13 protein-coding genes are annotated in these 12,741 nt (G+C 69.1%); 12 read left to right on the forward strand and 1 reads right to left on the reverse strand.

Annotated elements, in window-relative coordinates; genetic code table 11:
- Positions 1 to 252: 252 nt before the first annotated feature.
- The 10 genes from ACWIGI_RS33095 to ACWIGI_RS33140 are packed head-to-tail and all read left to right on the forward strand — an operon-like array spanning position 253 to position 9,887.
- A complete protein-coding gene (locus ACWIGI_RS33095) occupies positions 253 to 1,146 on the forward strand; it encodes an MlaE family ABC transporter permease (protein WP_454207043.1) in 894 nt (297 codons plus the stop codon).
- A complete protein-coding gene (locus tag ACWIGI_RS33100; RefSeq protein ID WP_454207045.1) occupies positions 1,143 to 2,006 on the forward strand; it encodes an ABC transporter permease in 864 nt (287 codons plus the stop codon). Before ACWIGI_RS33095 ends, ACWIGI_RS33100 begins: the two co-directional genes overlap by 4 nt.
- 4 nt (positions 2,007 to 2,010) lie before the next feature.
- A complete protein-coding gene (locus tag ACWIGI_RS33105; RefSeq protein ID WP_454207047.1) occupies positions 2,011 to 3,069 on the forward strand; it encodes an MlaD family protein in 1,059 nt (352 codons plus the stop codon).
- A complete protein-coding gene (locus ACWIGI_RS33110) occupies positions 3,066 to 4,070 on the forward strand; it encodes an MlaD family protein (RefSeq protein ID WP_454207049.1) in 1,005 nt (334 codons plus the stop codon). The genes ACWIGI_RS33105 and ACWIGI_RS33110 overlap by 4 nt, the downstream gene beginning before the upstream one ends.
- Entirely contained in the window at positions 4,058 to 5,062 is a 1,005-nt protein-coding gene (locus ACWIGI_RS33115) for an MlaD family protein (RefSeq protein ID WP_454207051.1), read from the forward strand. The genes ACWIGI_RS33110 and ACWIGI_RS33115 overlap by 13 nt, the downstream gene beginning before the upstream one ends.
- Positions 5,062 to 6,165, forward strand: coding sequence for an MlaD family protein (locus ACWIGI_RS33120; protein WP_454207053.1), 1,104 nt, complete (start codon positions 5,062 to 5,064; stop codon positions 6,163 to 6,165). The genes ACWIGI_RS33115 and ACWIGI_RS33120 overlap by 1 nt, the downstream gene beginning before the upstream one ends.
- Positions 6,162 to 7,250: an MlaD family protein gene (locus ACWIGI_RS33125; RefSeq protein ID WP_454207055.1), complete on the forward strand. Its 1,089-nt coding sequence runs from the start codon at positions 6,162 to 6,164 to the stop codon at positions 7,248 to 7,250. The genes ACWIGI_RS33120 and ACWIGI_RS33125 overlap by 4 nt, the downstream gene beginning before the upstream one ends.
- A complete protein-coding gene (locus ACWIGI_RS33130; RefSeq protein ID WP_454207057.1) occupies positions 7,247 to 8,203 on the forward strand; it encodes an MlaD family protein in 957 nt (318 codons plus the stop codon). Before ACWIGI_RS33125 ends, ACWIGI_RS33130 begins: the two co-directional genes overlap by 4 nt.
- 41 nt (positions 8,204 to 8,244) lie before the next feature.
- Positions 8,245 to 9,030, forward strand: a complete 786-nt coding sequence (locus ACWIGI_RS33135; RefSeq protein ID WP_454207059.1) for a hypothetical protein — start codon at positions 8,245 to 8,247, stop codon at positions 9,028 to 9,030.
- Positions 9,027 to 9,887, forward strand: a complete 861-nt coding sequence (locus ACWIGI_RS33140) for an alpha/beta fold hydrolase (RefSeq protein WP_454207061.1) — start codon at positions 9,027 to 9,029, stop codon at positions 9,885 to 9,887. The genes ACWIGI_RS33135 and ACWIGI_RS33140 overlap by 4 nt, the downstream gene beginning before the upstream one ends.
- 65 nt (positions 9,888 to 9,952) lie before the next feature.
- Here ACWIGI_RS33140 and ACWIGI_RS33145 read toward each other — a convergent pair whose 3' ends face one another.
- Positions 9,953 to 10,549, reverse strand: coding sequence for a TetR/AcrR family transcriptional regulator (locus tag ACWIGI_RS33145; RefSeq protein WP_454207063.1), 597 nt, complete (start codon positions 10,547 to 10,549; stop codon positions 9,953 to 9,955).
- Positions 10,550 to 10,626: 77 nt separating this feature from the next.
- Between ACWIGI_RS33145 and ACWIGI_RS33150 the strand changes: the two genes are divergently transcribed.
- Both ACWIGI_RS33150 and ACWIGI_RS33155 read left to right on the forward strand, forming a co-directional pair.
- Positions 10,627 to 11,649, forward strand: a complete 1,023-nt coding sequence (locus tag ACWIGI_RS33150; RefSeq protein WP_454207064.1) for a GlxA family transcriptional regulator — start codon at positions 10,627 to 10,629, stop codon at positions 11,647 to 11,649.
- Positions 11,650 to 11,751: 102 nt separating this feature from the next.
- On the forward strand, positions 11,752 to 12,717 hold the full coding sequence (locus ACWIGI_RS33155; RefSeq protein ID WP_454207066.1) for an alpha/beta hydrolase: 966 nt from the start codon (positions 11,752 to 11,754) through the stop codon (positions 12,715 to 12,717).
- Positions 12,718 to 12,741: the final 24 nt, after the last annotated feature.

The following is a 12,741-nucleotide window of genomic DNA, read 5'->3' on the forward strand; positions in this document are numbered from 1 at the left end:
ACATATTACGTACGTTCCGCGGTTCGGTTCGTGCGGGTTGATCGCGGGTTCGGTTCCCCGGCGGAAAACTGCTCACTAATCTGGAATGATGTCTGGAATGTGGTCCAACTCATATGGTAGCGTCACGGCGTAGCCCGCGAACGCCGCCCGCGCGAAGTTCGTTTCCTCGTCCACGTGGTTCGGCGAGGCGGCCGGTGAGAATCCGAATTCGCCCCGTGTGAACCTCGAAGTAGAACAGCGACGCCGGAATCCATGACACAGAGCAATGACGCCAATTCCCGGCTCCGGACCGTGCTCGAAACCGAATCCGGCGATATGCCCGCCGGCCCGCCGAAACCGGCGGAGGTACTGCGGCGGAATTTCGCCGACACCGTGCTCTCGAGCATCGCCACCCTCGGACGCGCACTCCGCATGGGCGCGCACGCGGTTGCGATCGGAGCCTCCGACCTCGCACACGGCCGATTCCAGGTCCGCGAAACCCTGGTGCAGGCCTGGTTTCTCATCCGGGTCACCGCGATCCCGAGCATCCTGATGGCCATCCCGTTCGGGGTCATCGTGTCGGCCCAGGTCGGCAATATCGTCACCCAGCTCGGCGCCGACTCGATGATCGGCGCGGCCGGCGGACTCGGGGTGATCAAACAGGGTGCGCCCATGGCGACGGCGATGTTGCTCGGTGGCGCCGGCGCCGCGGCCATCGCCGCCGATCTGGGCGCGCGCACCGTGCGCGAGGAGATCGACGCCATGCGCGTGATGGGCGTGGATCCGGTGCAGCGGCTGGTCGTGCCGCGCATCGCGGCCATGATGCTGGTGGCGCCGCTGCTCAACATTCTCATCGTATTCGTCGGCATCGCTTCGGGTTTCGCGGTGGCGGTCACCGCGCTCGAGGTGACCCCGGGCAGCTACTGGCAGTCGTTCGGGTCCTTCACCACCCCGATCGACGTGTGGGTCTCGCTCGTCAAGGCCACCCTGTTCGGATTTCTGGTGGTGATCGTCGCCTGCCAGCGCGGCCTCGAGGCCAAGGGCGGACCGCGCGGGGTCGCAGACGGCGTCAACGCCGCGGTCGTGATGTCGGTGGCCGCGGTCGTGGTGCTCAATACCGCTATCACCCAGGTGGTTACGATGTTCCTGCCCGTGAGGATGGCGTGATGGCCGCGCCGTACCGGCCCGCCGGACTGCGCTGGGCCATCCGCTTCGAACGCCGCCTGCAACCCATGCGCCCGATCGACGCACTGGGCTTCGTCCTCGGATTCTGCTGGCAGGTGCTGTCCTCGGTGCCGTACACGCTGATGCACTATCGGCGCCAGACGATCTCGGTCATCACCGACATGACCTGGGGCCGGGGCTCGATCATCATCGGCGGCGGCGTCGTGCCGCTGATGCTGCTCATGGGCGCGGCGATGGGCGCCTCGATCGGTATCGAGGCCTACAGCGCGCTCAACCTGCTGTCGCTGGGGCAGCTCAGCGGTCTCATCTCCGCCTTCGGCGTCACCCGCGAACTGGCGCCCATCGCCGCGGGCGTCGGCTTCGCCGCCCAGGCGGGCTGCCGGATGACCGCCGAGATCGGCTCGATGCGCATCTCCGAGGAGATCGACGCCCTCGAATCGCTCGGCATCCGGTCGGTGCCGTTCGTGGTCACCACCCGCGTGATCGCCGGAATCATCGCGGTGGCACCGGCTTTCGTCGTCGCGCTGATCCTGAGCTACTTCTCCTGCGAGGTGATCGTCACCGTCGTGCACGGCACGCCGTCGGGCACCTACGACCACTACTTCGACCAGTTCGTACTGACCTGGGACGTGTTCGCCGCGACGGTGAAGGTCATGATCTTCGCGGTCGCCGTCGTACTGATCCATTGCTACCAAGGCTTTTTCGCGACCGGTGGTCCCGAGGGCGTCGGCATCGGATCCGGGCGCGCCATCCGCGCGAGCCTGGTCTCGATCATCGCCCTGGACATGGTCGCCACGATCCTGCTGTGGGGCTTCCAGTCCCCCATCACATTCACGGGGTGAGCCCATGCCCGAATACACCCTTCCCGGAACCGAAGTCGGACCTCGGCGCGCCCGCATCCTGGGCGTGTGCGCGGTCGCCATCGCGCTGGTCGCGGGCGCGAGCTGGTGGGCGACACCGGAATCCGCGCCGGCCGACGGCATCGACATCGCGCTGATGGTCGGCTACGTCGGTGAGGGCATCGGCCCCGGCACCGACGTCCGGCTCGACGGCGTGCGGGTCGGCTCGGTCACCACGATCGAGTTCGCCCGCCAGGGTCAGCGCCGAATCGAATTGAACCTGAAGCGATCTCAGCTGTTCGGGCTCACCGATGCGATGTCGGTCGACTACGTGCCGGGCAATCTGTTCGGCATCAGCACGCTGGAATTGCACCCCGAGGGCGCCGGAACCGTGCTCGAGGACGGTTCGATCGTCGATCTGACCGGGGCGGGCGCGGACCGTCTACGCGACGCGACCCTGGCGGCGCTGTTGAACTCCACGGGCGATCTGACCCAGCAGGTGCTGACCCCGCAGCTCACCGAACTGCTGCACAAGTTCGCGCGCGATCTGGGCGCGTTCACCCCGCTGCTGCAGGCGATCGGCACCACCGCGCGTTCGTATGTCGAGACCGCCCAGCGTCCGTCCGCGGAACTGTTCGAACGCTACGGCGCCGCCCTGGCCGGGGTGCCGCCCATGATCACCGGCGGTCTGACCGTGCTGCACGCCAGCTACGACAACGGCTACCTGCGCGAGGAGGAGCACATCGCCAAGTTCGCCTACATGTGGCCGAGCGTGCAGAACGAACTGCTGCCCGCGGTGACCGCGCTGTTCGGTACGGCCCGACCGTATTTCAGCGGATTGCTGCCCGTACTGACGATGGTCCTGGACCGCGTCGCCGGCTCGGTACCCGATCCCCAGGGCGCCGCGGCGCAGTCCGGCGAGCTGGTGGAGCGCCTCGCGCGCGCCTTCCGGCCCGGGCCGGAGGGACCGGTGCTGGACGTGCGGGTCGACCTCGACCTCGTGCCCGGACTGGCCGCGCCGCTGGCGGCCACGGGGCTGCCGGGCCTGAACGGGGGACAGCCGTGAGTACCCGCGCGCTGTTCGTGCGCGTCCTGCTCGTGGTCGCGGCGATGGTCCTCGTCATGGCGGGGGTATTCAGTCTGATCACCCGGCCGGTCGACGGCGAAACAGACACGCACACAGCCATGTTCACCGATGCGAACGGGCTGCGGCCCGGCGACGACGTGCGCCTGTATGGAGTGCAGGTCGGCAAGGTGGTCGGCGTGGATCTGGCCGGGGCGCTGGCTCGGGTGCGGTTCACCGTCGTCGCGGATCGTCCGCTGTTCACCAACACCAAGGTCGCGGTCCGCTATCAGAACCTCACCGGCTTCCGGTACCTCGAGATCGACCAGCCCGAGCAACCCGGCGAACGACGCGGCACGGCAACCACTTTCGGTGTCGACGAGACCATCTCGGCCTTCGACATCACCACCCTGTTCAACGGCCTGCAGCCGGTGCTGCGCGAACTCTCACCGGCGGATCTGAACCAGTTCACCACCAGCCTGCTGGCGGTAGTCGAGGGCAACGGCACAGGACTGGGTCCCGCGCTGGGCGCGATCGACAAGCTCAGTCGGTACGCCTCGGATCGGCAGACGATCCTGAGCACGCTGGTGGCCAACCTGTCCCGCGTCTCCGAGCACATCGGCGGGGACTCCGGCAACGCGGTCAAACTGCTGAGCAGCCTCACCGACCTGTTCGTCGTCATCGCCGAGAAACTTCCCGGGCTGGTGGACTTCTCGAATCAGATTCCCCCCGTACTGCAACCGCTGCGCAGCATGCTGACCGTCCTCGGGCTCACCGGAGCCCAGGACCGGGATCTGGACGCCCTGCTCAAACAGGCTTTCCCCGACCCGTACGACGCGGTCGCGGTGTTCGAGCGGATGCCCGGGCTGATCCAGTCCGTCACCGCCGCGCTGCCCGCGACCGGGCCGGGCGCGCAACCGGCGTGCTCGCACGGTGACGCCGTGGCGCCCGAGCCGCTCCGAGTCCTGATCGCCGGCCAGAGGATCGTGCTGTGCAATTCCTGAAACGTCGCGCCCGCACCGGCGGCGAACCGCGAAACACCGACCTGCGCTGGGGAATCGGCGGACTGTGCGCGGTGGTCGTGCTGGTGGCCGCCATCGGCGTCGTCTACCTCACCGGCACGACCCCCGAGCGCACGTACCGCGCCGAACTCACCCAGGCCGGAACGATCCGCGTCGGCGATGACGTGCGCATCGCGGGCATCCCGGTGGGGAAGGTGACCTCGCTGACCCTGCTCACCGATCGCGTCGCCATGGAATTCACCGCGCGCAGTGAGGCTTTCATCGGCGATCAGAGCGTGCTGGATATCCGCATGCTCACCGTCGTGGGCGGCTACTACCTCGCCGTCGAGCCCGCCGGAACCGAATCCCTCGGTTCCGGGGTCATCCCGCGCGAGCGGGTCGGCATCCCCTACAACCTCACCGCGGCGTTCCAGGACGCGGTGCGCCCGGTGCGCGAGGTCGACGGCACGGTGCTGCGCCAGAATCTGGCGCAGCTCTCGGCCTCACTGGACAAGAGCCCGGAGGCGGTGCGCTCGGTGGTGCAGGCCGCACAGGATCTGGTCGGCCTCCTCGACCGACAGAATAGCGACATCTCGCGCACCCTGACCTTCGCCGACGAATACCTCACGGCCATGCGCCAGAACTCCGATGTGCTGGCGCGGCTGATCGTCACCCTGGGCACGATGGTGAACATCATCCAGAACAACAAAACCCAGGTCGCCAACGCGCTCAACGATCTGGCGGCGGTGCTGCTGGATCTCGCGCCGCTCGGCACCGCCTGGGACCGGGGATTGAAGGAGCGCGCCCAACCGCTCGCCGACGCGATCCCGCCGCTGGAACAGCTCGTCACCCGGCTGGGGGAGCTGGTCGAATCGTTGAAAGCGATGGGCGACAAGCTGTTACCGCTCATGCCCACCGGTGACGGAATCACCGTCGATCACTCCGCGACGACTCTGCGGGGCGTCTGCGTCCCGATCCCGGGAGGGGCGTGTTGATGCTGCACAAGATTCTCGGCTCCCGCGCGGTGATGTCCGCCGCGGTCGTGCTCGTCGTGATCGCCGCGGGCACGATCGCCCTGACCGCCGGGCGGCAGTCCCCGCCGACCCGTTCCTATTGCGCCGATATGCCCGACAGCATCGGACTGTACGAGGGCAGCGCGGTCACCGTGCTCGGCGTGCGCGTCGGCGAGGTGACGGGCATCGACCTCGAGGGCGCCGTGGCGCGGGTGCGATTCACCGTCCGCGCCGACCGCACCCTGCCGGTGGACGTCGGCGCGGTCACCGTGAGCGACACCCTGCTCGCGGACCGCACCCTCACCCTGGTCGGTGACGAGCCGACGGGCGAGGGCTGGAACCCGGGGCACTGCATCACCAGAACACTGACGCCGAAAAGCATGTCCGAGACCTTCGACGCGCTGGCCAACCTGGCCGACGAACTCGAGGGCGCCGGCGATCCCGCCGAACGGGACGCGCTGGGGGCGGGGTTGAGCGCGCTCGACCGGGCCACCGACGGAACCGGCGATCAACTCAACGCGATCATCCGGCAACTGGGCGTCGCGCTGGCCGCGCCGGATGCCGCCATCGGGCACATCGGCGCACTGCTGGACGCGCTGGCCGAACTCACCCATCGGGCACGCGGGGGCTGGTCCCAGGTGCGCGAGACGATCACCGGTCTGCCGCAGACCTTCAACGACATCAACGTCATCGCGTTCCCGCCAATCATCGATCTGGTCGAGGCGCTGAGCAAGACGCTGCCCCAGATCAACGACGTCATCGTGATGTTCGGCTCGCCCACGCTGCGCGCCCTGGATTCGGTGCAGAACCTGGCGGGCCTGATCTCCGCGGGCGTCGGTTCGCTGCGCGATCTCATCGCGATGGTTCCGGCCATCGCCGGGGGTTTCGCCACGGCCGCCGACCCTGCGACCGGGCAGCCGCGTATCGGTTACGCACCACCGAATATCGCTCTCGGTCAGTCGGATTCGGCCGCGGTGTGCGCCGCGGTGCAGGCGATCACCGGGCAGCAGTGCCAAGCGAGCTCGAACGGAGACATCACGGTGCCGATGCTGCCCGCCCTGCTGAGCGCGGTGAGCGCGCGATGACCCGGGGTACCGTGACCCGCCACCGTATCGGCGCGGCGCTGATCTCGATCCTGGCCGTGGTGCTCACCGGATGTGGCTGGCGGCCTTCGGAAATCACCGTTCCCGGTGCGGGCGTCGACGGCCCGACCTACGCCCTGCGGATCGAGTTCGCCGATGTGCTCAACCTGCCGCCGGGGGCCAAGGTGTTCGCCGACGGGGTGCGGGTCGGCGAGCTGACCGGACTCACGCTCGTCGATCCGGATCCGGCCGCGTCCACCGAGACCGGCCGGCGGGGATACGTGGTCGCCGAGATCGAGCTGCGCACCTCGGTGCGCCTGCCCGCCGACACGAAAGCCGCACTGCGCCAAGAGACTCCGCTGGGCGATGTGCACATCGCGCTCAGCGTGCCCGCCGACGCGGCGGGCGCGGTGCTCGAGCCCGGGGCCACGATTCCCCTCGCCCAGACCGTCGCGGCGCTGCCCATCGAGGACATCTTCGCCGGGCTGTCCGCCTTCGTCGGCAGCGGCGCGGTGACCGACATTCAGACCATCGTCACCACCATGAACGGCGTCATGCCCGAGAACCCCTCGGACACCGCGCGATTGGCGGGACTGCTCGGCGCGGATCTGACCGGTCTGGGGGAGAACCTGAACTCGGTCGACGTGCTCCTGGACGGGCTCGCCGCCACCGGTGATCAGGGGCTCGTGCAGAACCTGCCGATGTTCGACGTCCTGCTGACCCCCTACGGGGTGCAGCACACCGTGGACACCATCAACGCCGAGATCGGGATCATTTTCGTGCTCACCGCGCTGGGACCGGTCGCGCCGAGCCTGACCTGGCTCGCGCCGATGGTGCAATCGCTGGACGGCACCGCGCGCGCGATCGTGCCCATGCTCTTCGGTGCCCATCCGCTGGACACCGATTCGCCTTCCACGGTGAAGAAGCTCGTCGACCTCATTCAGAACAAGATCATTCCGTTCACCGAGCGCGGCCCGAAGGTGAACATCGTGGGCGTGAACACCACCCCTGCGGTCGGAGCGGTGTCACCCGAGGAGCAGACCGCTCGAATCCTGGACACCCTGCGGATGATCGGAGCGGTGCGATGAATGTTCGTGCGGCAGTGTCGTTGTCGGCGATCGTCGCCGTGCTGATCGCCGGGGTGGCCTACATGGCCTTCGGCGTGCTGCACATCGATCCGCGGCGCGGCTACTTCGACGCCGAACTGCTGCTCGACGATTCGGGCGGACTCGGGCCGAACGCGCCGATCCTGCTGGCCGGGGTGCAGGTCGGGCGCACGGAATCGGTCAGCAAGGACGCCGCCGGAGTGCTCGTGCGCCTGCGTATCGAGGACCGCTACCGGATCCCGCTGTCGAGCACGGTGCGGATCGAGCAGCTCTCCGCGCTCGGCGAACCGTACGTGCAGTTCGCGCCGGCCACCACCGACGCGCCGTATCTGCAGGACGGGCAACGTATTCCGGCCGATCGCGTCCGCATGCCGATGACCATCACCGCGCTCTCGGCGAAGCTGGTGCGCCTGCTCGCGCAGTTCGATCCGGCGGTCATCTCGAATCTGGTCGGTACGTTCGACACCGCGTTCACCGGCACCGAGTCTTCCGTGCAGACCCTGCAGCGGTCGACGTCCCTGTTGGCCGCGGCGCTGCTGAGCCGGACGGCGCCGGTGCGCCAACTGTTCGAGGACATCCAGACCCTCGGTGGCGACATCGACTGGCTGGGGCCCTCGCTCGCCACCGCGGGACCGGAGTTCGGCGCGTTCGGCACCACCCTGAACAAGATCGTGGAGTCGGGTTCGGCGCTGGCCGAGAGCCGTCCGGTCACGGCGTATTTCACCGACGGCGGCCTGGTGCCGTTCCTGCGGGAGCTGACCGAGGTGCTCGCCCGCATCGGGCCCGACGCCGCGCGCCTGGGCCCGATGCTGCAGCCGGTGGTCGCCGACGCGGTGAACCGGGCGCCGCCCCTGGATATCGGCGCGCTGCTCGGGCAGGCGCTGCAGGGCGTCGATGCCGACGGCACCCTGCACTTCCGGCTCGGCGTCAAGTAACCCACTCGGACACAGCACTTTCCGGTGAGAGGACCACAGCGATGACAACACCCACCGATTCGGACGCCGCGACGCCCACGGATACCGAGGCCGGCCCGGGACCTTCGACGCCGGAGTCCGGCCCGGCGGAGGCGGGGGTGGGAACCGCTTCGGAAGCCGCTGCGGGCAAGACGGATCCGGCCCCCGCTGCGGGAACGGTGCCGGTGGCGGACAGCGCCGCGACCCCGCCGGTGCTGGCGAAGGCCGCGCCGACGCGTACCACCCCGGCCCGATCGGCGTCCGCGCCCGCCCCGGACGACGGCCCGCGCTCGATCTCCATCTCGCTGGCCACGTTACGGAAAGCGCTGGTCCTCGTACTGCCGCTGGTGGTGATCATCGTGCTCGGGGCGCTCTACAACTCCGCGCGATCCGAACTGGCCGACCGCGACGCCAAGGCCGCCGACGACCGCCGCGCCCAGCAGGTCGCGACGGACTACGCGGTGGGAGCCTCGACCATCGACTTCCGTGACACCAAGGCCTGGCTCACGCGCCTGCAGGCGGACACGACCCCGCAGCTGGCCGCGAAGTTCGAAGCCACCGCCCCGCAACTGGAACAGATTCTGCTGCCGCTGCAGTGGACCTCCAAGGCCACCCCGCTCTCGGCCGCTGTCATCTCCGAGGCGGGCGGCATCTACAAGGTCAACGCCTACCTCGAGGTGAGCTCGACCAGCGCCCAGACCCCCGACGGCGCGACCACCACGGTCACCTACTCGCTGACGATCGACCGCAACGCGGACTGGAAGATCACCGAGGTCGGCGGCCTGCAGAACGCCTTCCCGGCGAAATGACCACCGCGACACCGACACTGCTCGTCCCGGTTGGCGGCTCGAACTTCGAGGTTCACCGCGCAGGCCCCGTCTCCACGGCCCAGCGCAACTCGGCCGTGCTGCTGCACGGGTTTCCGCAGAGCGCGGCCTCCTGGCGCGCGGTGGCCGAGCACCTGAGCGCGTTCGGGATCACCAGTTACGCGCCGAATCAGCGCGGCTATTCCGCCGGCGCCAGACACGACACGGTCGAGGCGTACCGCCTGAGCGAACTGGTCGCGGACGTCGTGTCCCTGTGCGACGCACTCGAACTCGACACCGTCCATCTGGTCGGCCACGACTGGGGCGCGATCGTGGCCTGGGCGGTCGCCGCCCGGCACCCCGATCGCGTGAGGTCCCTGACAGCGGTGTCGGTCCCGCACCCCGCGGCCTTCGATCACGCGATCCGCATCGATCCCGAACAGCGGGAGATGTCAGCGTATTTCGGTCTCCTGGAACGTGACGGCACCGCCGACGCGCTCCTGATGGACGACGGCGCCGCCCTGCGCCTGGGCTACGGCGAGGCCGTCGCCCCCGACATCGCCGACGCACACATTCGGCTGCTCTCGGAACCGGGCGCGATGGGGGCCGCCCTGAACTGGTACCGTGCCCGCGACACCGACTGGAGCGACGTGCCTCCGGTGCACGTGCCCACCACCTACGTGTGGGGCACCCACGACATGGCGGTGTCGCCGGCAGCCGCCCACGCCTGCGCCGCCCACGTCACCGGGCCCTACGAGTTCGTGGAACTTCCCGGTGTCGGCCACTGGGTCCCCGAAGCGGAACCCGCTCGCTTGAGCACCGCGGTCATCCACCGCATCGTGGGAGCCCACGGCCACTGACCCCGACCGGCGGGGTGGGGTCCGAACTCACCTGTGCGGCAACGTCGCGACGCGATCGCGGCGGGTTACGCGTCGGCCCAGGAGGCGGGCAGGGACTGCCATGAAGCCCGGGCCACCTCGTGCAGCCGTGGCCCCGGTGCGCCCAGGCGGCTCAGCTGGATGAGGCCCTGGGCGACCACGACGATGGTGGCCCCGTGTGCGGAAGCGCCGGCCGCGTCATCGCCGAAATGGTCTGTGCGGCGCAGACGTTCGGCGACACCCTGTTCCATGGCCGCGATGGTGCGCGCCCCGATCGGGCGAATCTCGGGGACGCGGGTGGCGAGTTCGGCCACGCTGTTAATCATCAGGCACCCGCGCTGGTCGGGGTGTGCGGCGCAGTCGGCGATGACCGCCTCGAAAAGCGCTCGCACCGCGTCGCGCGCCGAGCCGGGTGCGCGGGACACGACATCGCGGACGAACGCTGCCCGCTGATCGCAGTAGCGGTCGAAGGCGGCCAGGAACAGGCCGCGCTTGGTGCCGTAGGCCGAGTAGATGCTGCCGTTGCCGACGCCGCTCGCGCGGGAGACGTCCTGCACCGACGTGCCGTCGAAACCGCGTGTCCAGAACAGCTCCGTGGCGGCGTCCAGCAGCTCCGATTCGTCGAACTGTCGTGGCCGTCCCATAGCGGTCACCGTACCAACCGGCGTGCGCTGAACCACACCGCTTGTTCTGGAGCCGCGCCTCCAGAACAATGGATGACATGGCCACCAACAGCACCGACCAGACTCGCCGCCGCGTCGGCATCCTGCTGTTCGACGGCGTCAAGATGCTGGACTTCGCCGGGCCCGCCGAGGTTTTCGTGGAAGCGAACCAGGCCGTATCCGGTTACGACGTGGTGCTCGTCTCCGCGGACGGGAACAGCGTGCAGACCTCCATCGGCGCGCGGATGGAGGTGAGCTGCAAGGCGGCGGACGCCGGACGGTTCGATACGGTCATCATCCCGGGCAGCGAACTGCCGCCCTCCACCTTCGCCACGCCGGAGGTGCTCGCCGCGGCGCGGCAGCTGTCCTGGAACACCCGCCGGCTCGCCTCGATCTGCAGCGGCGCGGCGATCCTGGCCGAACTGGGCCTGCTGGACGGGCGGCGTGCGACCACGCACTGGAAGTTCGCCGCCGGGCTCGCGCGACGGTATCCGGCGGTGACGGTCGAACCGGACGCGATCTTCGTACGCGACGGAAACCTGTACAGCTCAGCGGGTGTCGCGGCGGGCGTCGATCTCGCGCTGGCGCTGGTGGAGGAGGACTTCGGAGCCGACACCGCGCGCCGGGTGGCGCAACTGCTGGTGGTCTACATGCAGCGCTCGGGTGGGCAGTCGCAGTTCTCCGCCTCGCTGACCGGGCCCGCGCCCCGTAGTCCGCTCGTGCGCAAGGTCGTCGATCTGATCTGTGCGGACCCCGCGTTCCCGCACACCGTGCAGACCCTGGCCGATCACGCCTGCGTCAGCGTGCGGCATCTGGCCCGGCTCTTCCGCTCCGAACTCGAACGCACACCCGCCGAATATCTCGCGTTCATCCGCTTCGGCGTCGCCCGGGACATGCTGCACGCCGGGCACAGCGTCACCGAGGCCGCGATGGAGGCGGGATACGGCAGCGCCGAGGCGCTGCGGCGCGCGTTCGTCGCGCGATTGGGGATCTCACCGCGCAAGTACCAGCAGCGATTCCGGTCCACCGGGGCCGTCGCCGCGCCGCACCCGGCCGAGGAGTTCCCGGCCGCCGTGTCCTGATCGGAGGTTTTCACGGCCGCTGGAGAGGGGTGCGAAACCGTTTGCCCGGAGGAAGCTGGATGGGGCGTTCTTCATCCGCACAACAGCTTCGGAGGAATTCAGATGGCAGGCAATCCGCTCGGAATCGCGCTCGAGCAGGCGGCGCAGGAATTCGTGGACGCGACCTCGCAGCCGCCCTTCCTCTATCAGCTGCCTCCCGAGGAGGGCCGCAAGGCCGTCGACTCGGTGCAGGATTCGCCGATCGACAAGCCGGACATCGACGAGGAGTGGATCACCGTCGAGGGCGGTCCGACCGGTGCGGTGCGGGCTCGGATCGTCAAACCACGCGGCACGGACGAGACGCTGCCCGTCATCGTCTACACGCACGGCGCCGGTTGGGTGTTCGGCGACGCGCACACCCACGACCGCCTCGTGCGGGATCTGGCCGTCGGCGCCCACGCGGCCGTGGTGTTCCCGGAGTACGACCGCTCCCCGGAGGTGCGCTACCCGGTCGCCAACGAACAGTCCTACCGTGTCGCGCAGTGGGTTTCGACCGAGGGCGCGACCAAGGGCCTGGATCCCGCGCGGATCGCGATCGCGGGCGATTCGGTCGGCGGCAACATGGCCATCGCGCTGACCCTCATGGCCAAGGAGCGCGGCGACCTGTCGTTCGTGCAGCAGGTGCTGTTCTATCCGGTCACCGACGCGAACTTCGACACCGAGTCCTACCGGCAGTTCGCCGAGGGATACTTCCTGACTCGCGAAGGCATGCAGTGGTTCTGGGACCAGTACACCACCAGCGCGGACGAGCGCGCCGAGATCACCGCGTCGCCGCTGCGGGCCACCACCGAGCAGCTGGCGGGTCTGCCGCCCGCCCTGGTGATCACCGGTGAAGCCGACGTGCTGCGCGACGAGGGCGAGGCGTACGCCGCCAAGCTGCGCGCCGCCGGTGTGCCGGTGACGCAGGTGCGCTACGGCGGCATCATCCACGACTTCGTCATGGTGAATTCGATGCACGACACCCACGCCGCGAAGGCCGCTGTGGCACAGGCGGTCTCGGTGCTGCGGGCCGCGCTGCACGAGTCCTGATCCGCACGACACCCCAAAGGGAAG

It is taken from the genome of Nocardia sp. NPDC055321 (assembly GCF_053645575.1).